Raw genomic sequence first — 24,910 nt, 5'->3', positions numbered from 1 at the left:
TCAGAGCGGCAGGATCGTCACCCGGTCGCCGGAACGCGCTTCGGGCGATCCGGCGGGACGCAGGATCAGGCAATCGGCCTGTGCCATGGCGGCGGTGGCGGCGCTGTCCTGCGAGGTGACGGAAACGATGCCATCCGGACTGCGGAAGGCGCGCAGATAATCGTCCCGTTCGGCGGTGGCCGGGAGCGGCGCGGCTAGTGTGGCTTCACCCGTCAGGGGCAGCGGATGGGCGGCGCCGCAGATATGGCGGACCAGCGGCAGCAGGAACAGGGTGCCGGTTACGAAGGCAGATACCGGATTGCCGGGGAGGCCCAGAAACAGGGCGTCGTTCAGGCGACCGGCCATTAGTGGCTTGCCGGGGCGCATCCTGATCTTCCAGAAATCGAGCGAGCCGCCGGCCTGAAGGAAGGCGGGGCGCACCAGATCATGGTCGCCGACTGACGCGCCGCCGGTGGAGACGATGATGTCGGCCTGTGCCGCCTGTTCCAGCGCGGAGACCATGGCGTCCAGATCGTCGGGCACGATACCGAGGTCGATGACGTCGCAGGGCAGCGTTGCGAGCATGGCGGCCAGCATCGGCGCATTGGACGAGGGCAGGACGCCGGGGGGCGTGGGCAGGCCGGGGGCGACCAGTTCATTGCCGGTGGAAAGCAGCGCGACCTTTGGTCGGGCGACGACCGGCAACTGGCCATGGCCGCCCAGCACGGCAAGGGCGATCTGGGCGGGGCCGAGAGGCGTACCGGCTTTGAGCAGCAGGCTGTCCCGCGCAAAGTCCGATGCGGCGGCGCGGATATGGCGACCGGCGGGCAGGGGATCGCCGCTGGCGGTCAGGCTGTCGCCGTCTCGCGTGGCATTTTCCTGGATCAGGATGGCGTCGGCACCGGCTGGCAAGGGCGCGCCGGTGAAGATGCGCATCGCTTCACCGGGGGCGAGCGGGGCAAGGTCGGCTGATCCGGCGGCGCTTTCGCCTGTGACGCGCCAGGGGCCGGGATGTTCGGCGGCGCGCACGGCATAACCGTCCATGGCGGAGAGGGCGGCCCAGGGCTGGTTGCGCAGTGCCAGCACATCTTGCGCCAGCCAGCGACCGGCTGCCTGAGCGATCGGCACGGTTTCGACCGGAAGGCGGCGGGCAAGGGCGAAGAGTCGCACCTGTGCGTCGGCGACCGGGAGGAGGCTCATGCGGCGCGCCAGTCGCCGGACTTGCCGCCGCTCTTGGCGATCAGGCGGACGCCGCCGATGATCATCCCCTTGTCCAGCGCCTTGGCCATGTCATAGACGGTCAGCAGCGCGACCGAAGCGGCGGTTAGTGCCTCCATTTCGACCCCGGTCTGGCCGGCGGTGCGGGCGGTGGCGGTGACGGTGACGCCGTTGCCATCCAGATCGAAATCGACCGTCACGGCGCTGAGCGCGATCGGGTGGCAGAGCGGGATGAGATCGGCGGTCTTCTTGGCCGCCATGATGCCGGCGACCCGCGCCACGGCGAGGACGTCGCCCTTCTTGACCAGCCCATCCGCGATTGCTTTGGCGGCTTCCCCGCTCATATCGATGCGGCCGGTGGCGACGGCTTCGCGCGCCGTCACCGCCTTGGCACCGACATCGACCATGCGCGCCGCGCCATCCTCGTCCAGATGGGTGAGGCCGGTCATTGCCCGGTCAGGAGGTTATGCGTCGCCGCCTCGACATCGGCCTGACGCATCAGCGTTTCGCCGACCAGGAAGCAGCGGACGCCATGGTCGGCCATGGCGACGAGATCGGCATGGCTGCCAAGGCCGCTTTCGGCGACGAAGGTGCAGCCTTCGGGTGCCTTGCCCACCAGTTCATAGGTGCGGGCGAAGTCGACGGTGAAGTCGCGCAGGTCGCGGTTGTTGACGCCGATCAGGCGCGAGCGGAGTTCGAGTGCGCGTTCCAGTTCGGCTTCGTCATGCACTTCGATCAGGGCGTCCATGCCCAAACCAAGGGCCGCGTCCTCGATCTCCTGCATCTGGCCGTCGTCCAATGCGGCGACGATGATCAGGATGGCGTCGGCGCCGAGTGCGCGGCTTTCCAGCACCTGCCAGGGATCGACCAGGAAATCCTTGCGCAGCACGGGCAGGGCGCAGGCGGAGCGGGCGGCCATCAGATAATCGTCATGACCCTGAAAATAGGGCTCGTCTGTGAGGACCGAGAGGCAGGCCGCGCCGCCGGCGGCATAGGCTTGTGCATGGGCGGGCGGATCGAAATCGGCGCGGATCAGGCCCTTGGAGGGGCTGGCCTTCTTCACTTCGGCGATCAGGCCGAAGCCGGAGCGGGCGGAATCGTCCAGCGCCTTGCGGAAGCCGCGCGGGGGCGTCTGTTCGCTGGCGCGGGCGTGCAGCGCGGCGATGCTGGTCGCGGCCTTGCGACGGACGACGTCCTCGCGCTTGAAGTCGCAGATTTCGATGAGCTTGTTGGTCATGAATAGGCAATCCAGCAATTCAAAAGGGCGTTGGCAAGGCCACGATCGATGGTTTCGGCGGCTTCCTCCACGCCTTCGCGCAGATCATGGGCCGCGTCCGCGACGACAAGGGCTGCGGCGGCGTTCAGCAGCACGGCATCGCGATACGGCCCCGGTTCGCCTTGCAGCAGGGCGCGCAGGGCAGCGGCGTTATGGGCGGCGTCGCCACCCCGGATCGCTTCGACCGGATGGGTCGAAAGGCCGAGTTCGGCGGCGGTCAGGCGGTGCATGGCGACGAGGTCATGGCCCTTCACTTCGGCCATGTCGTTGCCGCCCGCCAGCGACAGTTCGTCCAGCCCTTCGTCGCCGGAGATGATCATGGCGCGATCGACGCCCAGTTCGGCGAGCGCTTCGGCATAGATGGGGACATAGGCCGGGCGGGCGATGCCGACGAGCTGGCGACGGACATTGGCCGGATTGGCGAGCGGTCCCATCAGGTTGAAGATGGTACGCTCGCCGATCGCCTTGCGGATCGGGCCGAGGCGTTTGAGCGCCGGGTGGTAGTTTTGCGCGAAGAGGAAGCAGATACCGAGATCGGTCAGGGTCGCTTCGGCGGTGGCGGCGGCCTTGTCGAGGTCGAGGCCCAGCGCTTCGAGCGTATCGGCGGCCCCGGCCTTGGACGAGGCGGCGCGGTTGCCATGTTTGGCGACGGGGACACCGGCTGCCGCCACGACAAGGCTGACGGCAGTGGAGACGTTGAGCGTGTGATGGCCATCGCCCCCGGTGCCGCAGACGTCGATCGCGCCGGCCGGGGCGCTGACCGGGATCATCCGGGCGCGCATGGCGCGGGCGGCGGCGGCGATTTCGGTCGCGGTTTCGCCGCGTCGGGCCATGGTGACGAGGAAGGCGGCGATATCCTCTTCCGGCAGATCGGCGTCGAACAGCAGGTCGAAGGCCGTGGCGGCGGCGTCGGCGGAGAGCGGTGCGGAAGGATCGGGCAGGCTGGTCATCGCCCTCTGCCTTAGTCGGCGGGGGGCGGCAGTGTCGAGGGGGCGCGCACGCTTAACTTCGCATATTTCCCGCAAATCCTGACATATAATTTCCTATTTGAGTTATATTCGCAATGGATGCAGGGGCAGTATAGGCCTGCCTGCCGGGATAGGACAATTATGGGGCGGAAGGTTCGGCAAAGCCGTCTTTTGCCAGAGGAGCGGTCGCCTGAATGACGGTGGCTTTGCCTGGCCCCAGCAGATAGTTGTTCGCTGCGATGCAGAGATAGGGGCGCTCGGGCAGGTTATCGGCATCGCGGCGCAGCGCGGGCCATTTGCCGGTGCAGTCCGATGTCTTGCAGCGGCAGAGCAGCAGGCCGGAGGGCGTGCCTTCCTCCGGCATCAGGCGCTCCGTGAAGGCGCGTTCCTGTTGCGTGGCGGCGGGCACGTGGGCGAAGGCGGCTTTGGGCGCGGTTAGGCGGGCGAAATTCTGCTTCGCTTCCTTTGCCGGTATCGGCCAATCATAATATGGCTCGCTCAGCCGAACGAAGGCGGCCCGATCGCGTTTTGCCAGCGCGTTGAACAGGGCGTGGGCAGTGTCTCGCATAGCGGGAAGTGCGGGCCAGTCAGTGGGCGCATCCATGATATCGCGCTGTTCCGGCGGCACTTCCGCTTCGGTCAGGCGTGCTGGCCGTGTCGGATCGATCACCCGGATATGGGACGGGCTGATATAGGTGGCTAGGGAGGTGTGGCAGTAGCCGCCTACCATGATAATCTGGTCCGGTGCGCCAGTCTGCATTTCGGCGATGGCATCATTCGCGTCCTGACAACTGCCGACACGGCCGGTCACTTCGATCATTCGCGGGCGGTTTTCAGGCAGGCGGCCTGTCTTGTTATTGGGATACAGCACGATCGACCGAAGGGCGCCCTCACCAAAAGGCGGGGTGTGTTCGGTCAGGGCCTGCCGGTCGGCATAGAGATGTCGATCGATACCCAGTCCCTGCACCCGCACGCATTGACCGGCCCAGTCGCGATAGTTGGACTGAATCGTCTCTATGTCCGTGGATTTGGCTATCGCCGGAGAGCAGCGATCCGGGGATTTGGCTGAAGCTGCGCCCGCAACGTTCAGCAGCGCGGCGGCGATCAGAAAAGCCAATCGCCGCCGCATGGCCGGGTCAGGCCGCTTCGCGTTCCCGCACCGGCAGGCCGGCGATGCGCAGGAAATTGGCCAGCATGTCATGGCCATGTTCGGTGGCGATGCTTTCCGGGTGGAACTGCACCGAATGGATCGGCAGCGTCGCGTGGCGGAAGCCCATGACCGAGCCGTCTTCGCTGGTCGCGTTGACGACCAAAGTGTCGGGGATATTTTCCACGATCAGCGAATGATAACGGGTCGCGGTGAAGGGCGAGGGCAGGCCGGTGAACAGGCCGGTGCCGTCATGGCTGACCGGAGAGGTCTTGCCATGCATCAGGCCGCCCCGCACCACCTTGCCACCGAAATGCTGGCCGATCGCCTGATGGCCAAGGCATACGCCGAGCAGCGGCGCACCCGCGTCGGCACAGGCGGCGACCAGATCCAGGCTGACGCCTGCTTCATTGGGTGTGCAGGGGCCGGGCGAGAGCAGGAAGGCCTTCGCCCCGCTGGACAGCGCCTGTCCGGCCGAAATGGCGTCGTTGCGGACGACCTCCACCTGTGCGCCAAGCTCCATCAGATAATGGACGAGGTTCCAGGTGAAGCTGTCATAATTGTCGATGACGAGGATCATGACAGAGCCTTAGCGCGACATGGGGGCGGGGGGAAGGGGCCGCGCCCTTTTGGCGTATAATGGCGAAAGGGCCAGCCCGCACATGGCGGACTGGCCCTTTTGCTTTGCGATTACGGATGGGATCAGAAAGCGACGGTCAGCGAGGCGGCGATGGTCGTGCCCAGCTTGTACTTGTTATAATAGACCTTCGTGCCGCCCTGTTCCTGGAATTCCTGATATTTGCGGCCGGTGATGTTGCGGGCTTCAAATTTCAGTTCGCTGTTGATGCCGCCGGGCAGGGTGATGCCCTGACGCGCGACGAAGTCCAGTTGCAGGCCCGGCTTTTCCTTGATGTCGGGTTGCAGGTTCGGGCCACGGCTGGTGACGCGGGGGCTGGCATAGGTGAGCAGCAGGGTCTGCTGCGACAGCTTGTCCGTATCTTCCAGGCCGAGTTGCAGGTTGACCAGATGGTCCGACTGGCCAGTGAGCGGCGCGCCATCCACGAAATAGTCCGACGCCGCCGGCAGATCGCCGGTGGTGTAGGTATAGGGGATGGTAGTGTCGCCGTCGCTGACCTTCAGCTTTGACTGGGTATAGGTGTAGTTTGCGATCAGCGCGATGCGGCGCGTCTGGAAGAAGGCTGAATCCCAATTGTCGAGCGGGATATATTTCTGCGCTTCGAACTCGGCGCCATAAAGCGTGGCTTCCGGTGCGTTGGCGAAGCTGGTCGTCACCGCATAGGTATCGCTGATCGTGGTATAGGTTTCGATCGGGTTCTTGATCTTCTTGTAGAAGGCCGAGGCCGTCAGACGCTCTTCGCGGCCCATATACCATTCGGCCCGAACGTCCGCATTCCACAGCTCGCTATCCTGAAGATAGGGGTTGCCGCGATAGAAGCGGTTGGAGTCGGTGTCGATGAAAGGCTGGGCGATCAGTTCGCGGAACTGCGGGCGAGCGAGGGTCTTGGACCCCGAAGCCCGGAATTGCAGGCCACCGCCGACATCATAGGTCAGCGTGACGGCCGGCAGCCAATAGTTATTCTTGATCTGGTTGAAGGGGGTTGCGCCGGTCGAATAGACGTCAACACCCGTCACCGACTGGCGGCCGCTTTCATAGCGGACACCGGCGTCGATGCTGAGGCCATCGAACAGTTCCGCCTTCACCTGACCATAGCCGGCATGGACGCGCATCGCGGCGTCATAGACCGGATAATTGCCCGAGAAGTCGAGCAGGGTCAGATCGTACAGCTGGATCGTCCCGTCCGACAGCAGATAGTCGGGGCGCAACTGCTGCACGGCGATCGGCAGGTTGGTGGCGTCGAAATGCAGCTCGTAGCGCGACGAGGTGCGCTTCGTGTCGGTATAGGCATAGCCGCCGGTGATCGTGAACTTGGGCGAAATCTTGTAGCTGAGGTCCGCGCCGCCCGACCACAGATCTTCGTTCAGGTCGCTGAATGTGACCGAGGCGTCGCCGCGCTGACGATTGAGCGCGTTGACGAAGCGATCGCCGACCGGATCGGTTTCCAGATCGCGGTTGGAGCGGACATAGACGAATTCCCGCTCATAGGGGGCTTCGCGCTGCGAATTGGCATAGCCGCCGCGCAGATCGAGGCTGAGTTCGTCGCTGAACTTGAATTCGCCGGTGAACTGGGTGTCGATCAACTGGCGTTCATACCAGGCGGTCTGCTGCGTCATGTAATCCGCGCCCTGGATCAGGCCGTCATTCTGGCCGACCGACAGCGCGGCGCGCTTCAGGGTGTCGCGGATATAGAGGTTGGTCCAGCGAACCTTCTGGTCGCCCCATTCCAGACCGAAGCCGAGCAGGCCGTTGACCGTCACCTGATTGTCGGTGACGACCTGATGATAGCTTTTGCCCGCGCCTTCCGACACGGTGAGCGAAGCCTGCTGGAGATTGTCGCGGGTGCGCCACTTGTTGCTGTAGCCAGCGGTGGCGATGATGCCGAGGCGCGCGTCGCCAATATCCAGCGCGGTACCGGCGTTGAGCGAGCCGGAGAAGTTGAACGGCAGGCTGTTGGTCCGTTGCAGGACCGAAGTCGCGCTGTTCAGGAACTGCATCGACATCGCCTGAAGATCGCTGCGATCCATATTGGCGAAGGGCGTGCCCGAACCAAAGGCCTGCTTCAGCAGCGGCGGTACGTCGCGCGAGCTGTCGTCAAAGCCGGTCCAGTCGGACTTGCTGCCATAATAGGTGTAGCCCATCTGGCCCGAGCTTTCGGTATTGCCGGCAACGCCGCCGCCGATTTCCAGATAGGATTCGGTCGGGATCGCCTTGGTCGTCAGGTTGATGACGCCGCCGCCGAATTCACCGGGGAAGTTGGCCGAGAAGCTCTTCTGCACCAGGGTCGATGCGATCACGCTGGTCGGGAAGATATCCAGCGGAACGACGCGCTTGAGCGGTTCCGGGCTGGGGAGGGGCGAGCCGTTCAGCAGGGCGAGCGAGTAGCGATCGCCAAGGCCGCGCACATAGACATAGCCGCCCGACACGACCGACAGGCCGGTGACGCGCTGGAGCGAGCCGGCGATGTCGCCTTCGCCTGTGCGCTTGATGTCGGCGGCGGACAGGACGTTCACCACCTGCGGCGCGGCCTGCGAGATATTGCTGGTGCGGCGACCGGTGACGATGATGTCGGAACCGGGGATCGATACGTCGACATTGCCTTCCTGCGCGGCGGCCTCATCGGCGGCGCTGGGTGTGGTCGACATGCCGGCATCACCGGCGGGTGTGGAAGCGGTGTCGGTCTGCGCCATCGCCATAGGTGCGACCAGCGCGGTGGAAATCAGGAGCAGGCGCGCCAGGCTGAGCGGCTTCGACATGCTATTAGTCCCCCTTGGGAAAAATCAGTGCAAAGAAGGCGGGGAAGCGAGTGCACGCTCCCCCGCCCCTGTTGAGGTCGTGGGTCCGATCAGGTCGTCGGGATGGCGGTGCAGTTGCCGCTGGTGCTGCCGAAGCTGGCGGTCACCGAATTGCAGGTCCAGCCGGCATACCAGGTGTCGCTGCTGTCCTTGACCGCACCGATATAGGCGGTGGTGGTGAAGGCGCTGTCGATCGTCTTGGGATCGATCGCGGTCACGGCCGTTTCGGTCGCGCCGTTGATGAACAGGCTGGTGAGCGACGGGGTGTAGGTATAGCTGCTGTTCGCGCCGGCGGTGAAGATCGACTGGACCAGAGCGGCGTCGACGCCCGTGCCGGTGCCCTTGAACGGCGTGCTGTTGCACTGCATCACGACCGACAGGTAGCGCGGCTTGCCGGCGTCCTGAAGCGTGGTGTCAGCGTCGCGGACCGCGGCAGCGCCGTTGATGCGCAGGCAGCTCTGGTTCGGGCTGACGATGATGCCGTTGACCAGCGCCAGGTCGGCGCCGCCGCGCAGCAGCATCGACGCGCCGTCGTCGCCGGTGTTCGAACGCTGGATGTGGGTGAAGTTGGCAACCTTCAGATACTGGCGCGGCAGGGCGTCTTCGCTGGCGTTGCTGTTGGTGGCCGAACCGTTCGAGTCGGTTTCAAGGAAGGTGTCGCCGATATTGTTACCTTCGCGCTGGGCGGAGATGACGAACTGGGCGGTGCCACGGAAGCCGACGTCGGTGTCGAGATTATCGTCTTCGTTGCCGGTCAGGACCAGATACTTCATGTTCGCGCTGCCGCCGAAGGCTTCGATGCCGTCGTCCGAGCTGTTGTGAACCTGGATGTGGTCGATGACGGTGCCGGTGCCGACGCCCGAGGGGGTCAGGCCCTGCAATTCCTTGCCGTCGGCCAGGACGAAGCCGGAATAGCGGATCTGGACATAGCTGAGGCGACCCGAGCTGTCGGTGTCGGTCGCGCCGCCATACAGGGCGTTGCTGGTACCTTCGGTGTCGCGTTCGCAAGCCGTAGTGCCGGCGGCGGCGGCAGGCGCCTGACAGTCGGTGATCTTCGCACGGCCGAGCAGCACGATGCCGCCCCACTGGCCCGACGACTGGTCGGTCGCGGCGCCGGTGACGTTTTCACGGCTGGTGAAGATGATCGGCGCGCTGGCGCTGCCGACGGCGTTGATCTTGTTACCGCGGTTGACGGCCAGATAGGCGTTGCCGGTGCTGGCGAAGACGACCACGCCCGGATCGACATTGAGCGTGACCGTGTTGGTGCTGGCAGCGCCCTGATCGGTGCCGACATCGACGCGGCCGGGCAGCGAGTAGATCACGCCGGTCGTCTTGGCGATCGCCGTCGTGCTGTTGAAGCGCGAGGGGAAGCCGCAGTTGCGCCAGGTGTTGGTGCCGTCCGTGATGGTGCCCAGATCGCTGAACTGGTCCGAACCGGCGATGGTCGGGCAGCTCGCGGCCGGCGTCACCGCAGTCGGGGTCGGCGTGGGGGTCGGCGTCGGCGTGGGGGTCGGCGTGGGCGTCGGGGTCGGGATGACGATCGTGCCTTCACCGGGCGAGGCGATGTCGTCGGCACCGCAGGCGCTCAGGCCCAGGCAGGCGCAGCTCGCCATCAGGATCGTGTGGATACGGTTAATCTTGGCCATGTCGTCTCCGCTCCGGCTGGGCCGGGATTGTTGGAATGCGGAGCGCAGGGGAATTTCGAATCGGACAACGCCCCCTGTCGCCCTCGGTAGCGGCAGTTAGGCGCATCAAATGACGTGCTTGTTTTGGTTCTGTGACGAAATGGCGTCGTCAAAATGACAGATTGAAGACTTTAGTTTCAATCTGATGACATGGTAAAGGGTGCAGGGAGCAGGGCGCCGTCCTTATCGGACGACGCCCTGCTCCCTGCACCTATGCTGTTGCGATATCAGCGCATTGCGTAGCTCGGATTGAGGCGGTTCAGGGCGCGTTGAGCAATAGCGCGCGAGGATTCCTCGCTGCCGTCGGCGAGCGCCAATGTGGTTTCGGGGGCGAAGCGCGCGGAGCGATAGGCTTCACGGGCGGCGGTCATGCGGCCCATGCCGGCATAGGCATTGCCCAGATTGATCAGGCGGGCGGCGTCATTGGCGCCATCGGGCCACATTGCCTGCAACTTGCGCGCGGCGGCGTCATAATCGCGGGCGACCAGCGCCTTGGCGGCCAGATTGCCGTCCGGTACGCCAAGGACGACGACGTCCTCCGCTGCGGCCTGGGCGATTCCCGGCGTCATCGCGGCCAGAGCGAGACCCAGCATCATCGCGACTTTCTTCATCGACAATCTCCCGAAAAAAACTTCCTACTTTAGCCGGAAGTATTTCATCTTGATGACAATCGGGCAAGGGCGATCGAGTGCGCAGAAAACGATTTTCTAACGTGTAAAATCATACACTTATAATTTTTTCATGAGAATGTCATAAAAGAGTAATCGAATGAATTGTGATTTCACGTCGCGATTCGAATCGGGATGCGCATCCATTGCGCCCGTGGGTTCGCGAGCCGCGGAAATGGGTACGTCTTCTCACTCCGCTGGCGGGGCGAGGAAGGTCGATAGCTATTTCAGGTAGGTCCAGAGGCTTCTGTTGCCCGGCGCCCCTGGAAGCCGCTGAATTCCCTTCTGTTGCCCGGTGGGTTCAACCGCGCTATTTTAGTATAATGTCAGGCCGTGAGGCCCTCAATTACGCTGCAATGGCGAGTGCTTCGTTATCGTTGGCACTTGTGAGTTTTGCACAGTTTAACGGCTTACACGGGCCGGGTAAAAACATCGCCTTTGAACACACGTCGATCCTAGTTCGGCCCCATCAGAGGCCCCGCCATCCGCCCGAAGGGCGTGAAACGGGGTATGTGGTGGAACCGCCGGGTACTGCCCCCGGGTCCGCTGCGTCTATTACACGACATAATTTATCACCATAGCCGGGCGAACCCGGCACGCCCTATATGGAGCGGCGCGGGTCTTTTATCAAGTCGTTGCTGGCGGGAACGGAGAACAGAATGTGCATCATGGCGATGGCATGGGATACGCATCCACGCTGGCGGCTGATCCTGATCGGTAATCGTGATGAATATCATGCCCGGCCGGCCGCGCCGCTGGCGCGCTGGGAGGATCGGAACGGCGTGATCGCCGGGCGCGATTTGCAGTCGGGTGGGACATGGCTGGGCGTGTCGATGAAGGGGCGCGCGGCGATCGTCACCAATTTACGGGGTTATGGCGGCCCCGATTCCGATCGGGCGTCGCGCGGGGCGCTGGTGGCGGATTTGCTGGCAGGGAATGGCCTTTATGCCGATCCGGCGCAGGCGGCGATCGGCGATTTCAATCCATTCAACCTGATCCTGATCAATGCGACGGGCGCGCATTTCCTGACCAACCGGCCAACGCCGGTCCGCACGATGCTCGCACCGGGCCTCTATGGCTTGTCCAATGGTGCTTTGGATGCACCTTGGTCCAAGACGCTGGCGCTCAAGGCGGCGTTACTGGGCTGGATGGTGGCGGGAGCAAAGCGCCCCGAAATGCTGTTCGATGCCTTGCGGCAGGAAGTCCTTCCGGATGAGGGGATTGTGCCGGATGCACCATCCGATGCACCGGACGAAGCGGCGTCGTCGCCGATCTTCATTCGCCATCCACTTTATGGCACGCGGTGCAGCAGTATCGTGGCGATCGACCGTGACGGGCGTGGCGAGATGTTCGAACAGCGCTTCGATGCGAGTGGCGCGCAGGCGGGCGAAACCATTATCGCCTTCGATTGGCCGAATGGGCGTTAGAGCGGCATGACTTTATTCTGACCCACGCCGTCATTGCGAGCGCAGCGAAGCGATCCGATGTCGTACTGGTGGATTGCTTCGCTGCGCTCGCAATGACGATTCAGGATGTTTTTATCGCGGCTCAGCCCCAGGGGCGTTCGCGATACCATTTGGTGATGACGTGCTTGACGCCGCTGCGCACCTTCATGCCGTGGTGGAGGCTGGCCGGGTTGGGCTGGCCATCGGGCAGGCGATTATTCCAGGCGAGCAGCTTGCCGGTTTCGGGCTGCACCATCTTGCCGATCTTCGTGAAGCGGGTTGCGCCGCCCGCCGCCGGTTCGTCCAGATAGATCATCAGCGTCCAGGTGCGGTTGCCCGCGACGCCGCAATATTTGGGATAGTCCGCGCCCTTGGGATCGAAATAGTCGGTGTGCGCCTTGAATTCCTGCCCCACGGCATAGCGCTGGCCCTGAATAGGTTCGCCATGCGCGGTGGCGATGCCGGCGAAGGCGTCCAGTCGCGCATTGATCGCGGCGACGAAGGGGTCGCTATGATCGAGGTCGCAGGTTTCGCTGGTGCGGAAATAAGTGTCGCCATTGGCGTCGGCGATCGTGGAGGGGCGCCGCTGCGTATCGATTCGATCGACCAGCGCGGCGCATTCCTCCGCCGTGAGGAAGTTGCGCTGGATGAAGAGCGTCAAATCCCTGTTCGGCACGCGCTGGATGCGCGGATGGGCGCCGATCAAAAGCGGATCGCCATCGATGGCGACGGGAGCGGTGATGGCGGTGGTTGCGGTCATGACGGGCCCTGCCGGGATATGGTGCAGCTAAGACGTCGCCACAGCTATCGTTCAGCCTTGCAAATGCAAGGGGTGCGATGCATGTCATATTACCGTCACACAACTGTCATTCGCCAGTAAGATCACCTGCCTAGCAGGCTCTCAACTTGACGGGGGCTTGGGTCAAAATCATGCGGGTGCCGTTTGGCGACAAGATAAGCGGCCTGGGGCGTGGAAGGGGGCAGTCCTTTCCGGCGTTCGACTGGCTGGCGTGGATCGAGCGGGGGCTGCTTGTCCTGCTGGCGCTGTTGATGGTGCGGCTGATCTGGGTGATCGTCACGCCAGTCGGCAGTTTCGGGCCATGGGAAGGGCGGCAGGCGCAATTGCTGTCGCCGAGTGCGCGGCAGGCGCTGTTCGCCAGCTTCGATCCCTTCTTCCGCAGCGATGCGCCGCAGCCGGGCGGCGGGGTCGTTACCTCGCTGGCGCTGACCGTCTATGGCATTCGCCTGAATGAAGGTTCGGGGCTGGGCTCTGCGATCATCGCCGGGCCGGATGGCGTGCAGAACAGCTTTGCCGTGGGCGACGAAATCCTGCCGGGCGTGGTGTTGAAATCGGTGGCGTTCGATCATGTGACGATCGATCGCGGCGGGGCGGAGGAACAGGTGTTTCTGGACCAGTCCACGCCTGCACCCGAAGCCGCGCCGCAAGCGCCCGACAGTGGGCGAGGGTGGCAAAGTGCCGCGCCGCCACCGCAGACACTGCCCGCGGCCTCCGCAGGGCCGACCGTCGACAGCCTGAAGCGGGATATCGGCTTCGCCCCGCGCATGCAGAATGGGCGCGTCACCGGCCTGGCCGTGATGGCCAAGGGGCCGGCCTTTGCTGGCGCAGGCTTCCACCCCGGCGATATCGTCAGCAAGGTCAACGGCCAGCCGGTCGGCGACCTGCAATCGCTCCAGAACCAGATCGCGCCCGGTGCGCGCCTTTCCCTGACCGTAGAGCGCGGCGCCGCCGTCGCGACCGTCAACCTGATAGTGCAAGGCCAATGACCCGCAAATTCCTTCTTTCCGCTGCCATGGCCCTTGCTCTGGCGACGCCGATCGTTGCCTCCGCGCAGCAGACTTTGAACGTCCGTGACGCCGATATTCGCGCCTTCATTCAGGATGCGGCGCGGGTGACGGGACGCACCTTCATCATCGACAACAAGGTGCAGGGGAAAGTGTCGGTCGTGACCGACAGGCCGCTCAGCCGATCGGAATATTTCGAGATTTTCCTGTCGACCCTGCGCGCCAACGGGCTGGTGGCGGTGCCGGCCCCCGGCGGCGCCTATCGCATTCAGCCGGTGGACGGCGCGGCGGGGCAGCCGAGCGGCGTGGGCAGCGCGGCCAATCGCAACAGCTTCGTCACCGAAGTCTTCCGCCTGCGATCGATCGATGCGGCGAGCGCGCTGGAAACGCTGCGCCCGCTGGTGAGCAAGGAAGGCTCCGTTACGGCCAACCGGGCAGGCAACAGCGTGGTGGTGGCGGACTATGCGGATAATGTCGCGCGCATCCGGCAAGTGATCGCACGGGTCGATCGCGACACGGCGGCGACGCAGATGGTGATGCTGAAAAATGCCGGCGCGCGCGAGATCGCGACCTCGCTTCAGGCGCTGGTTGCGAGCGGCGGCGGCGAGAATGCCGCGCCGTCGGCCGCGACGGTGGTGCCGATCGACAGCAGCAATGCGGTGGCGATCCGGGGCGATGCCAATACCGTCGCGCGGCTGGCTGCGATGGCAAGGCAACTCGATCAGCAGGCGGCGAGCGGCACGGAAATCCGCGTCTATTGGCTGGAACATGCCGATGCCGAAAAGCTGCTCCCTGTATTGCAGCAACTGGTGGGGCAGTCGACCAGCCAGCCGGTGAGTTCCGATACGCCAGCGAGCAGCAAGGGCAGCGCTGCCCCGGCTTCGCAGGCGGCGGCGCCTGTGGCTGCCTCCTCCGGCTCCTCCTCGTCGGGCGGAGGCATCAACACGCGCGGCCCAGCGATCGTCACCCGCTATGAAGGCGCCAACGCCATCATCGTGGCGGCGAACAGCGACGTGCAGCGGATGCTGGGCGAAACCATCCGCCAGATCGACACCCGGCGCGAACAGGTGCTGGTGGAGGCGATCATTGTCGAAATCAGCGATGCCGCCGCCAAGAAATTGGGCGTGCAGTTCCTGTTGGGCAGCACATCGACCGGATTTGCGGCAACCAACTACAGTAACGCATCGCCCAATCTGCTGACACTGGCAGGGGCGTATGGTGCGGACAAGCTGGGCACCACCAAGACGACGGTGGTCGCCGCTGACGGCACCACGACGACGACCGAGACGCAGACCAACAGCGATCTGGCCAGCACGCTCCAGTCGGCGGCGCTGACCAGCCTGCAAAGCGCCACCGGCGCGATCGGCGCGTTGGGCGGCAGCATTGGCAAGAACGGCATTTTCGGCGCGATCATCAATGCGGTGAAATCCGACACGAAAAGCAACCTTCTGTCCACGCCGTCGATCATGACGCTGGACAATCAGAAGGCGTCGATCCTGGTCGGGCAGCAGGTGCCGGTGACGACAGGGGAGGCGCTGAGCCAGAATTTCGACAATCAGTTCCGCACGGTGCAGCGGCAGGATGTCGGCATCAAGCTGGAGGTGAAGCCCCAGATCAACACCGGCGGCGCGATCAAGCTGTTTCTGAAGCAGGAAGTGTCCAGCGTGGCCGGGCCGGTCAGCAACAGCAACAGCGACCTGATCATCAATAAGCGCGAGATCGAAACGACCGTCACCGTAGATGATGGCGAGATATTGGCGCTGGGCGGCCTGCTGGACGACAATGAGCGGCGCACGATCGAGCGCATCCCGCTGCTGTCGGACATTCCCGGCATCGGCGAATTGTTCAAGTCGCGCAGCAACAGCCGGTCGAAGACGAACCTGATGGTCTTCATCCGGCCGACCATATTGCGGTCGAAGGAAGATGCGCAGAAGCTGACGCAGCAGCGCTATGGCTATGTCCGCGGCATGCAGTTGCAGCGCGATCCGCAGTCCGAACCGACGATCGACGAACTGGTGCGCGACTATATGGGCGCGACGCCGCCGATCGCTGCGCCGCAGCCGGGCGATGCGGTGGTGCAGCCGGCGGCGGCCGATCCGCAAGTCATCGAACCTACGGTCCGCCAGTCGAGCGGTGTGGTTCGCCCGGTCGAAATTCCCGCAAGCGGAGAACAGAAATGACCGATCCGAAACAGGGGGAGGCTGTTTCATCGAACCATATTTCCCGGCCAATCGACATTCCCTATGGCTTCGCGCGCAAGCATGGCGTGGTGCTGCTGCCGCCTGAAGGCGAGCGGCTGACCATCGCGGTGCGTGAGGGCAGCGATCCGCGCGTGCTGCTGGAAGTGCGGCGGCATCTGGCGCGCAGCTTCGACGTGCGGTTCGTGGAACCGGCGCAGTTCGACCGGCACCTGTCCGATCATTATGCGATGGATGGCAGCGCGGCGGCGATGGCGGGATCGCTGGAGGTCGGCGCCGATGAGCTGGATATTCTCGCCGCTGACATTCCGACCGCAGACGACCTGCTCGACAGCGCGGACGATGCGCCGGCGATCCGCCTGATCAACGGCATCATTGCCGAGGCGGCGCGGCAGGGCGTGTCGGATATCCATATCGAACCCTATGAAACCGGGCTGATCGTGCGGATGCGCATCGACGGCGTGCTGCGCGAGACGCTGCGCATGCCGCCCCATGTCGCGCCGGTGGTGGTGAGCCGCATCAAGGTGATGGCGCGGCTCGACATTGCGGAGCGGCGCGTGCCGCAGGACGGGCGCATAGGCCTGACATTGGGCGGCAAGCTGCTCGACGTGCGTGTTTCGACCCTGCCGAGCCGGGCGGGCGAGCGGGTGGTGCTGCGTATTCTCGACAAGGAAAATGCCGGGATCACGCTCGACCTGCTGGGCATGACCGGCGCGCCGGACCGGATTTTCCGCGAAGGGTTGAGCGAGCCTAACGGCATCATCCTGGTCACCGGGCCTACCGGTTCGGGCAAGACGACGACGCTTTATGCCGGTTTGCGGACGCTGAACGATGGCAGCCGTAATATCCTCACCGTTGAAGATCCGGTCGAATATGCGATCGAGGGTGTGGGCCAGACGCAGGTCAATGCCAAGGTCGGGCTGACCTTTGCGGCGGGGCTGCGTGCGATCCTGCGGCAGGACCCTGACGTGGTGATGGTCGGCGAAATCCGCGATCGCGAGACGGCAGAGATTGCGGTGCAGGCATCGCTGACGGGGCATCTGGTGCTGTCGACCGTGCACACCAATGATGCGGTGGGCGCGATCACCCGGATGCGCGACATGCGGGTCGAGCCGTTCCTGCTGGCCTCCACGCTGCGCGCGGTGATTGCGCAGCGACTGGTACGGCGGCTATGCCAGCATTGTCGCGAGCCGGTGCAGGCGGACAAGTCGGCCAGCGCGCTGCTGGGCTTTGATCCGGGCACGATCATCTACAAGGCGAAGGGCTGCGAAGAATGCAATGGCACCGGCTATAAGGGTCGGATCGGCGTGTTCGAGGCGATCCGCGTGGACGACACAATCCGCCGCCTGATCAATGATGGTGGCGATGAATCGCTGATCGCGCGCCATGCTTTCCTGAACGCTCCCAATCTGGGATCGGCCGCGCGGGCGCTGGTGCGCGACGGCCAGACCACGGCGGAAGAGGCGATCCGCGTGTCGCGGCGCGATGCGGTCGAGGCGGAAACCATCGCCGATGGCTGATTTCGACTATGTGGCGATCGACCCGGCGGGCAAGGAACGCGGCGGGAAGCTCAAGGCCGACACGATCGAGGATGCGCGGGCGAAGCTGGACGCGCGCAAGCTGTTCGTCGTGCGGCTGGAACCGGGCGCGGTGGAGGCGGCGCGCAAGCGGGCGGGCCTGTCGCTGCGCGCGCCGCGATTGTCTTCAAAGGAACTGACGCTGTTCACCCGCCAGCTTTCCACGCTGATCCAGGTCAGCCCGCTGGAGGAATCGCTGCGCACCATCGGCAAGCAAAGCGAGCAGGATCATGTCCGCGCGATCGTGGGCAAGGTGCATGGCGGTGTGCTGGAAGGGCGGCGGCTGGCCGATGCGCTGGGCGCGGAGCCGAAAAGCTTCCCGCCGCTCTATCGCGCGATGATTTCCGCCGGTGAAAGTTCGGGTAGCCTGCCCACGATCATGGAGCGTCTGTCCGACCTGATGGAGCGGCAGGCGGTGATGCGATCTAAGGTGCTGACCGCGATTGCCTATCCCAGCGTGCTGGCGACTTTTGCCGTGTTCGTGGTTGCGGCGCTGATGATCTTCGTCGTGCCCAAGGTGGTGGAGCAGTTCGATACGGTGGGGCAGGAATTGCCCTTCCTGACGCGGATGGTGATGGCGATTTCCGCCTTTCTTGCCGGTTACTGGTGGTTGCTGCTGATCCTAATGGCGCTGGCGGGTTTAGGCTTCTGGCGAGCGATGAAGGTCGATGCCTTCCGCTATCGGTTTGACGCGATGCTGCTGGGCCTGCCGGTGCTGGGCAAGCTTATCCGCGATCTGCATGCGGCGCGGATGGCGCGTACCTTGTCCACCATGATCGCGAGCCGGTTGCCGTTGATGGAAGGCCTGTCGCTGACCGCCAACACCGTTCATAATCGCGTATTGCGCAAGGCGTCCGACCAGATTGTCGAGGCGATCCGGGGTGGTGGCAGCCTGTCCGCCGCGCTGCGCCGGGCGGGCGTGTTTCCGCCATTGCTGGTCTATCTGGCGGCGAGCGGGGAAAGTGCCGGGCGGCTCGATACCATGCTGGAGCGGGCCGCCGATTATCTGGAGCGCGAGTTTGACAGCTTCACCTCCGCCGCGCTGGCGATGCTGGAGCCGGTCATCATCATACTGATGGGCGGCATCGTCGCCGTCATCATCCTGTCCATCCTGCTGCCGATCTTGCAGCTGCAAAGCCTCACCGGGGCTTGAAGGAGTGCATATGAAGAATCTTTTCGTTCACCGCTGTTCAGTGCAGAGCTCCTGCGGAAGCAGGAGCCCAGAGTCTGGGGCGCAGCATCAAGAATCCTGGGCTCCTGTTTTCACAGGAGCACGTTCAGATGCTGATGTTAGACGTTCTGCCGAAAATGGTTTCACGCTGGTCGAACTGATGGTCGTGATCGTGATCATCGGCCTGCTGGCGACGATCGTGGCGATCAACGTCATTCCCGCGACCGACACCGCCCGGATCGAGAAGGCGAAGGCCGATATTTCCACGATCGAACAGGCGCTGGAGCAATATCGGCTCGATAACCTGACCTATCCGGCCGGGTCGGACGGGTTGCAGGCGCTGCTCAATCCGCCCGCGTCGCTGGCGCAGCCGCAGCGCTATCGCCGGGGCGGCTATATCAAGAAGCTGCCGCAGGACCCGTGGGGCCGCGCCTATGTCTACACCGTGCCGGGGCGCAAGGGCGCGTTCGACATCAGCTCGCTGGGCGCCGATGGCCAGCCGGGTGGCGAGAATGAGAATGCGGACATTTATTCCAGCGAAATGTGAGTGCTCCGGCGCAAGCCGGAGCCCAGGGCCGCACGCACAGCGTTCGGAACCCTGTGTTCCTGTCTTCGCAGGAGCACGGCATCCTGTGGGGCAGGGCGGATTTACCCTCCTTGAGCTGATGGTCGTGCTGACGATCATCGGCTTCATTTCGGCTGCCGTCGTTCTGGCCATCCCCGATCCACGTGGTCGGGTGGTGGAGGATGCCGATCGCTTTGCCGCGCGCGTGGCCGCCGCGCGCGACGAAGCGGTCGTCACCGCACGGCCGATGGGCCTGTGGGTGTCGGCTTCGGGCTATGGTTTCCAGCGTCGCGAGGGCGAGCAATGGGCGCCGATCGAGGACAAGCCCTTCGTTACCGCCAACTGGAAGAATGGCACCCGCGCGCTGGTGGGCAAGGATGGCCGCCAGCAGATCGCCTTTGACGGCACTGGCTTGCCGACCGATCCGCTGACCGTGACCCTGGCGCGCGAAGGCGAGCGGGTGTCCGTGACCGTCGACATGGCGGGGAAGGTCATGGTCGGTGGGTAAGGTCATGTTCCGTGTTCCTGCGGAAGCAGGAACCCAGGGTGGCGTGCGCCGGACCTGGAGGCCCTGGGCTCCTGCTTTCGCAGGAGCACGGTGTGGTGCCAACGAGCGCGGCTTCAGGCCTTTTGATCGTTCCGCCCAACAGGGCTTCACGCTTCTCGAAATGCTGGTCGCTCTGGCGGTGTTCAGTCTGGCCGCGTTGGCGCTGATGCGGTTGCAGGGGGTGACGTTGCGGACTGCGGCCGATCTCGACAGCAAGGCGCTGGGCCAGATCGTGGCGCGGAACCTGATGGTTGAGGTGCAGAGCGATCCTGTGGCCCCTTCGGTCGGACAGGAGGATGGCGACGTCGAAAATGGCGGGCGGCGCTGGCACTGGAGCCGCAGCGTCAAGGCGATGGAGGACAAGCGCCTGTTGCAGGTCGATCTGACCGTTGACGGTCAGCCGGGCGCGTCGCCAGTGGTGCTGAGTTTCATGCGGGTGGTGGAATGATGGTCCGCCTGACCAAAGTGAAACCTCCAACCCCCTCCCCTGAAGGGGAGGGGGTTGAAAGAGGCGAAGGTCGTCCCACCGAGCAAGGTTTTACACTCATAGAACTGCTCGTCGCGCTTATGATCTTCGCAATGCTGGCGGCTGCGGGCGTCCTGCTGCTGGGCAACAGCGTTTCCGCGCAGGCGCAGATCAAGGCGCGGCTGGATGATCTGGCGGCGGTGCAGCGGGCGGGCGGAGCATTGGCGGGCGATCTGGGGCAGGCGGTGCCGCGCATCACGCGGACCGAGGCCGGCACCAATGCGCCGGCCTTCTGGGCGCATGACGATGGCGAAGGCCAGCCGGTGATGCAGTTCGTGCGGGGCGGCTGGGACAATCTGGGCGATTTGCCGCGGCCATCGCTGCAAAAGGTCGAATATTGGGTGCGGCAGGGGCGGCTGGAACGGCGGACCTATGCCGAACTGGATGGGGCGGCAGGCGATGATCCGGCGGCGCTGCTGGACAATGTCGAGGCGGTGAAGCTGCGTTTCCGCGATGTACGGGGCAAATGGCAGGAGGAATGGACGCCGTCACAGCCCGACCTGATTCCGCTGGCCGTGGAAATGACCGTCACGCGCACGGGCGAGCCGCCGGTGACGATGCGCTTTCTGGTGGCGCCGGGCCCGCAGGAAAAGCTGGAGGGTGCGACCGGTGCCTGATCCCCGCAATGAGAAAGAACGGGGCGCGGCGCTGCTGACCGTCTTGCTGCTGGTGGCGGTGATGGCGGTGGTCGCCGCGACCGCGCTGGAGCGGGTGGCGCTGGCGACGCGGATGACCGGCAATGGCGGCGCGGTCGATCAGGCGCGCGCCTATGCCGACGCCGGGACGGAGATGGCGCGGCTGCGCATCGGTGATCTGACCGCCGGCAATCCGGTCAAGATCACGCTGGCGGGCAACTGGCTGGGCACGCCGCAGGCGGTGCCGGTGCCGGGTGGCATGGCCACCGCGCGGGTCACGGATGGTGGTAATTGCTTCAATCTCAACAGCGTGGTCAGCGGACAGAGCGAGGCGGCGCTGAAGGTCCGGCCGATCGGCGTGACGCAGTTTCAGGCTCTGCTGGAAGCGCTGGGCGTGCAGACGCGGCAGGCGCAGGGCGTTTCCGTCGCGCTGGCCGACTGGATCGACAGCGACAGCGTGCCGCAGCCCGGCGGGGCCGAGGATGACAGCTATGCCCAATATGCGCGGCCCTATCGCACGCCCAATCGGATGATGGTGGACCCCAGCGAATTGCGGGCGGTGGCTGGGGTGACGCCCGCCATCTATGATCTGGTGAAGCCGTGGATATGCACCTTGCCGGTCACGGATTTGTCGCCGATCAACATCAATACGCTGCTGCCGGGTCAGGCGCCCTTGTTCGCGATGCTGCTGCCGGGGCAATTGTCGGTGGCGCGGGCGCGGCAATTGCTGGCGCAGCGACCGGCGGACGGCTACGGCAGTACGGTGCAATTCTGGGCTTTGCCTTCGCTGGCGGGCCTGTCGCCCGCGACCGAGGTGGCAGAGCAGGTGAAGTTGAAGACGGGATTTTTCGGAGTGACTGTGTCGGTGGAAGTCGGGGGAACGCAACTGGTGGAGCGCGCGCTGATCGATGCGCGGGAAAGCCCGGCCAGGCTGGTGCGGCGTAGCTGGGGTGGTGAGGCATGAGCAGTCGCGATGCCCTGATCCTGATGCTGCCCGAAGCGGCCGAAGCGGCCGAAGCGGCCGAGGCGCCGGTGCGCTGGATGCGCGTGATCGATGGGGCGCTGGTGCAGTCGGGCGAGGGCGTCAACTGGCTGTCAGCCTGTGGTATCGCAGCGCTGCCGGACAAGGCGCGGGTGCTGCTGGTGCCGCCGGCAGCGCTGGTGACGCTGCACTGGATCGCCCATCCCGACCTGCCGGTGCGGCAGGGGCGGGCGGCGGCGCGGCTGACGGCGCTGACCGCCAGCCTGTTGTCGGCCGACCAGTTGTTCGCCGCGACCGATGCCAATGACGATCCGGCCCTGCCGCATATCGTGGCCGTGGCCAGTCGCGCCGACATGCAGCATTGGCTGCTCTGGGCGCAGCATCATGGGCTGGACCCGGATATCATCGTGCCCGCGCCTTTGCTGTTACCGGAGCCGGAGAGCGGTTTCGTGCGCGGTCGGATCGCCGACGAGATGGTGCTGCGCGGCGTGGACATGGCGCTGACGGCCGATATGGCGCTGCCCGCACTGATCGGCGACGCACCGATCGCCGATATCGCGGCGGGCGTGATCGAAGGGCGGGCCATCGCTGCGCTGAATGCGCCGCCGATCGATTTGCGGCAGGGCGATTTTGCCAAGCGGGTACGGCGCGCCGTCGACAAGCAGGCGTTGGGGCGCATCATCCTGTGGAGCGGGCTGATCCTGTTGCTTTGCCTTGCCGCTGTTCTGGTCGGCATCGTGAAGCAGCATATGGCGGCGAGCCGGCTGGACCGGGAGAGCGTGGCGCTGGCGCAGCAGGTGCTGCCCGGTGCCAGTGATGCCGCGCAGGCGCAGGTGGAACTGGAGGGGCGTCTTGCCGCGCGGGGTGCGGGTGGACGCGCCTTTACCGCGCCCGTCGCCGGGCTGCTGGCGGCGGTGCAGGATGCGCCGGGCGTGGCGCTGACCAGCCTGTCGCGTGATCCGGACGGGATGATCCGGGCGACGCTGGCCGCGGCCAAGGCGGAAGACATCAACATGGTCCTGCTGGCGATCCAGGCGGCGGGCTACACGATTACGGCGACTCCCTCCCAGGATCCGGGCGGGCGGACGCTGGCGGACATAACGGTGCGGTCATGATGGAACGGATAGCAGCATATTGGGGCGAGCGATCGGCCCGCGAGCAATGGATGCTGGGGGTGATGGTCGCGCTGCTGGCGGCGACCTTCCTCTGGTTCGGCGTGGCCGCGCCGCTTGACCGGGCGCAGCGCGGCGCGCGGGAGACGTTGCTGGAGGCGACCGATCGCAATGCCGCCGTGCGCGCGGCAGTGAAGCAATTGAAGACGCTGCCCCGCACGCCTGCCTCGACCGGTCCGGCCGTGCCGCTGGACCAATTTGTCGGGCAGGGCGCGGGCGAGGCCGGGCTGACGCTGGAGCGGGCGCAGGCGCAGGGCAATGACCGGATGGAAATCGCCATCGCATCGGTACGGCCGGTCGCGCTCTTCTCCTGGCTGGCCGGGCTGGAGGCGCAGGGCGTGCGGGTTGACACTATGAGCGCGCGGCCATCGCCGACGGCGGGCAGCGTGTCTGTGCAGGCCGTGCTGGTGCGGGGAGAGGGGCAATGATGGGCCTTATCCTGTCACGGCGGATGCGGATCGTGCTGATCGTCGCGCTGCTGCTGGGCCTGCTGATCTTCCTGCCGATGCGGGTCGCGCTGGGGCTGGCCGGGCTGGAGCGGATTGGCGTTGCGGCACGGGAAGTGCGGGGCACGGTGTGGAGCGGGCGGATCGATCAATTGATGCTGGGCAATATGCCGCTGGGCAGCGTGCGGGCGGGCCTGTCCCCCATATCACTGCTGATGGGGCGTGCGCGCTTCGACATCGCCCGGACCAAGGGGCTGCCCGACGATGTGAAAGGGGCTTTGACGGTCGGCTTTGGGCGCATTGGCGTGGATGACGTGACCGGCGCGGTGCCGCTGGGCCGGACCTTCGCGCCATTACCTGTGGGCAGCCTGATGCTGGAGGATGTCAGCGCCTATTTCAGCGGTGATCGCTGCGGCCATGCCGAAGGGCGGGTGCGGGCGCGGATGGCCGGGCAGTTTCCGGGATTGAACCTGAGCCAGGGTCTTTCGGGTACGGTAGCCTGTGACGGGGACGCGCTGCTGCTGCCGCTGGTCAGCCAGTCGGGGCTGGAGAAGGTCAGTCTGCGGATCTGGCGCTCTGGCCGCTATGTCGCGGAGATGCGGATCGAAACCGCTGATGCTTCGCTGGCCAGCCTGTTGGGACAGGCCGGGTTCGCGCCGGCCGGTAATGCGCAGATATTGAAGGTCGAAGGGACGCTGTGATCCAGCCGATTCCGGCGCTGATCGGCGCGCTGGCGGGCGCGATCCTCGGCAGCTTTCTGGCGACCCTGATCCTGCGCTGGCCGCAGGGCAGGGGCGTGATGCGCGGTCGATCCGCCTGCGATGGCTGTGGCCGCACTTTGACGGCGCGCGACCTGATCCCGATGCTGAGTGCGATGCTGAGCAAGGGGCGCTGCCGCACCTGTGGCGCGGCGATCGATCCGCTGCATGGCCGGGTGGAGGCGGGCTGCGCGATCATCGGCGCTTTGGCGATCGGTTTCCGGCCCGATCTGGGCGGGATCGGCTGGGCATTGCTGGGCTGGCTGCTGCTGACGCTGGCGGTGCTGGACTGGCGCCATTTCTGGTTGCCCGATGCCTTGACCCTGCCGCTCGCTTTTCTTGGCTTCACGATCGGCCTGTGGGCGACGGATGTTGCGCTGACGGATCGCGTCATTGGAGCAGCGGTCGGCTATGGCGCACTGCTGGGCCTCGCGCTGGGTTATAGAGCCTTGCGCGGGCGCGAGGGGCTGGGGTTGGGCGATGCGAAGCTGCTCGGCGCGCTGGGCGCCTGGTTCGGCTGGCATGCGCTGCCCTTCCTGCTGCTGATCGCATCAGTGATGGGGTTGGGAATCATGCTGGCCATCGGCCGCGCAAAGGACCGTACCGCACGCGTGCCGCTGGGAACATTCCTAGCCCTTGCGGCAATACCGGCCTGGCTGGTCGCTACGTCGTTAATGAAGTGAGTGGTCGGGGAGACAGGATTCGAGACCGA

Annotated in this window: 24 protein-coding genes and 1 other RNA gene; 14 read left to right on the top strand and 11 right to left on the bottom strand. The window is 65.1% G+C overall.

Annotated elements, in window-relative coordinates; genetic code table 11:
* From glp to ssrA, 10 genes are all read right to left on the bottom strand, one after another.
* Positions 1-1,179, bottom strand: a complete 1,179-nt coding sequence (glp, locus tag BMY84_RS15750) for a molybdopterin molybdotransferase MoeA (protein ID WP_093085111.1) — start codon at positions 1,177-1,179, stop codon at positions 1-3.
* Positions 1,176-1,646 (bottom strand): cyclic pyranopterin monophosphate synthase MoaC, encoded by a 471-nt coding sequence (gene moaC, locus BMY84_RS15745; RefSeq protein WP_093085109.1) that lies wholly within the window; start codon positions 1,644-1,646, stop codon positions 1,176-1,178. Before moaC ends, glp begins: the two co-directional genes overlap by 4 nt.
* Positions 1,643-2,434 (bottom strand): indole-3-glycerol phosphate synthase TrpC, encoded by a 792-nt coding sequence (gene trpC / locus BMY84_RS15740; protein ID WP_093085108.1) that lies wholly within the window; start codon positions 2,432-2,434, stop codon positions 1,643-1,645. The genes moaC and trpC overlap by 4 nt, the downstream gene beginning before the upstream one ends.
* Positions 2,431-3,423, bottom strand: a complete 993-nt coding sequence (trpD, locus tag BMY84_RS15735) for an anthranilate phosphoribosyltransferase (RefSeq protein ID WP_093085107.1) — start codon at positions 3,421-3,423, stop codon at positions 2,431-2,433. Before trpD ends, trpC begins: the two co-directional genes overlap by 4 nt.
* 157 nt (positions 3,424-3,580) lie before the next feature.
* Complete coding sequence (locus BMY84_RS15730) at positions 3,581-4,558, bottom strand: hypothetical protein (protein ID WP_143075061.1); 978 nt, start codon at positions 4,556-4,558, stop codon at positions 3,581-3,583.
* A 19-nt stretch (positions 4,559-4,577) separates the two neighbouring features.
* The gene (locus BMY84_RS15725; RefSeq protein WP_093085104.1) at positions 4,578-5,168 is read right to left on the bottom strand and encodes an anthranilate synthase component II; all 591 of its coding nucleotides are present in this window, start codon (positions 5,166-5,168) and stop codon (positions 4,578-4,580) included.
* Positions 5,169-5,290: 122 nt separating this feature from the next.
* A complete protein-coding gene (locus BMY84_RS15720) occupies positions 5,291-7,981 on the bottom strand; it encodes a TonB-dependent receptor domain-containing protein (protein WP_093085102.1) in 2,691 nt (896 codons plus the stop codon).
* A gap of 89 nt (positions 7,982-8,070) precedes the next feature.
* The gene (locus tag BMY84_RS15715; RefSeq protein WP_093085101.1) at positions 8,071-9,666 is read right to left on the bottom strand and encodes a hypothetical protein; all 1,596 of its coding nucleotides are present in this window, start codon (positions 9,664-9,666) and stop codon (positions 8,071-8,073) included.
* A 266-nt stretch (positions 9,667-9,932) separates the two neighbouring features.
* Positions 9,933-10,316, bottom strand: a complete 384-nt coding sequence (locus tag BMY84_RS15710) for a hypothetical protein (RefSeq protein WP_093085099.1) — start codon at positions 10,314-10,316, stop codon at positions 9,933-9,935.
* 331 nt (positions 10,317-10,647) lie between these two features.
* Positions 10,648-11,008, bottom strand: a transfer-messenger RNA (tmRNA) gene (ssrA, locus tag BMY84_RS15705).
* Positions 11,009-11,032: 24 nt separating this feature from the next.
* Between ssrA and BMY84_RS15700 the strand changes: the two genes are divergently transcribed.
* Positions 11,033-11,800, top strand: coding sequence for an NRDE family protein (locus BMY84_RS15700; RefSeq protein ID WP_093085098.1), 768 nt, complete (start codon positions 11,033-11,035; stop codon positions 11,798-11,800).
* Between the two features lie 121 nt (positions 11,801-11,921).
* On the opposite strand, the gene BMY84_RS15695 is transcribed toward BMY84_RS15700, so the two are convergent.
* On the bottom strand, positions 11,922-12,578 hold the full coding sequence (locus BMY84_RS15695; RefSeq protein WP_093085096.1) for a prolyl hydroxylase family protein: 657 nt from the start codon (positions 12,576-12,578) through the stop codon (positions 11,922-11,924).
* Positions 12,579-12,748: 170 nt separating this feature from the next.
* On the opposite strand from BMY84_RS15695, the gene BMY84_RS15690 reads away from it, so the two are divergent.
* The 13 genes from BMY84_RS15690 (at position 12,749) to BMY84_RS15630 (ending at position 24,881) form a co-directional block, all read left to right on the top strand.
* Positions 12,749-13,603, top strand: a complete 855-nt coding sequence (locus BMY84_RS15690; RefSeq protein ID WP_093085095.1) for a type II secretion system protein N — start codon at positions 12,749-12,751, stop codon at positions 13,601-13,603.
* Complete coding sequence (gene gspD / locus BMY84_RS15685) at positions 13,600-15,801, top strand: type II secretion system secretin GspD (RefSeq protein WP_093085093.1); 2,202 nt, start codon at positions 13,600-13,602, stop codon at positions 15,799-15,801. The genes BMY84_RS15690 and gspD overlap by 4 nt, the downstream gene beginning before the upstream one ends.
* A complete protein-coding gene (gspE, locus tag BMY84_RS15680) occupies positions 15,798-17,339 on the top strand; it encodes a type II secretion system ATPase GspE (protein ID WP_093085092.1) in 1,542 nt (513 codons plus the stop codon). Before gspD ends, gspE begins: the two co-directional genes overlap by 4 nt.
* On the top strand, positions 17,332-18,549 hold the full coding sequence (gene gspF / locus BMY84_RS15675) for a type II secretion system inner membrane protein GspF (protein WP_093085090.1): 1,218 nt from the start codon (positions 17,332-17,334) through the stop codon (positions 18,547-18,549). Before gspE ends, gspF begins: the two co-directional genes overlap by 8 nt.
* Positions 18,550-18,559: 10 nt before the next feature.
* Positions 18,560-19,114 (top strand): type II secretion system major pseudopilin GspG, encoded by a 555-nt coding sequence (gene gspG, locus BMY84_RS15670; RefSeq protein ID WP_093085089.1) that lies wholly within the window; start codon positions 18,560-18,562, stop codon positions 19,112-19,114.
* An 85-nt stretch (positions 19,115-19,199) separates the two neighbouring features.
* The gene (locus BMY84_RS15665) at positions 19,200-19,640 is read left to right on the top strand and encodes a GspH/FimT family pseudopilin (protein WP_093085087.1); all 441 of its coding nucleotides are present in this window, start codon (positions 19,200-19,202) and stop codon (positions 19,638-19,640) included.
* Between the two features lie 43 nt (positions 19,641-19,683).
* Positions 19,684-20,127, top strand: a complete 444-nt coding sequence (gene gspI, locus BMY84_RS15660; RefSeq protein ID WP_256215280.1) for a type II secretion system minor pseudopilin GspI — start codon at positions 19,684-19,686, stop codon at positions 20,125-20,127.
* The gene (gene gspJ, locus BMY84_RS15655) at positions 20,127-20,822 is read left to right on the top strand and encodes a type II secretion system minor pseudopilin GspJ (RefSeq protein WP_093085214.1); all 696 of its coding nucleotides are present in this window, start codon (positions 20,127-20,129) and stop codon (positions 20,820-20,822) included. Before gspI ends, gspJ begins: the two co-directional genes overlap by 1 nt.
* Complete coding sequence (gene gspK / locus BMY84_RS15650; protein WP_093085216.1) at positions 20,815-21,804, top strand: type II secretion system minor pseudopilin GspK; 990 nt, start codon at positions 20,815-20,817, stop codon at positions 21,802-21,804. The genes gspJ and gspK overlap by 8 nt, the downstream gene beginning before the upstream one ends.
* Positions 21,801-22,937, top strand: coding sequence for a type II secretion system protein GspL (gene gspL / locus BMY84_RS15645; RefSeq protein WP_093085086.1), 1,137 nt, complete (start codon positions 21,801-21,803; stop codon positions 22,935-22,937). The genes gspK and gspL overlap by 4 nt, the downstream gene beginning before the upstream one ends.
* On the top strand, positions 22,934-23,422 hold the full coding sequence (gspM, locus tag BMY84_RS15640) for a type II secretion system protein GspM (protein WP_093085084.1): 489 nt from the start codon (positions 22,934-22,936) through the stop codon (positions 23,420-23,422). The genes gspL and gspM overlap by 4 nt, the downstream gene beginning before the upstream one ends.
* Positions 23,419-24,141 (top strand): type II secretion system protein N, encoded by a 723-nt coding sequence (gene gspN / locus BMY84_RS15635; RefSeq protein WP_093085083.1) that lies wholly within the window; start codon positions 23,419-23,421, stop codon positions 24,139-24,141. Before gspM ends, gspN begins: the two co-directional genes overlap by 4 nt.
* On the top strand, positions 24,138-24,881 hold the full coding sequence (locus BMY84_RS15630; RefSeq protein ID WP_093085081.1) for a prepilin peptidase: 744 nt from the start codon (positions 24,138-24,140) through the stop codon (positions 24,879-24,881). The genes gspN and BMY84_RS15630 overlap by 4 nt, the downstream gene beginning before the upstream one ends.
* Positions 24,882-24,910 lie beyond the last annotated feature (29 nt).

It is taken from the genome of Sphingobium sp. AP50, assembly GCF_900109095.1.
GTDB lineage: Bacteria > Pseudomonadota > Alphaproteobacteria > Sphingomonadales > Sphingomonadaceae > Sphingobium.
This window is presented reverse-complemented; position numbering and strand designations above follow the sequence as displayed.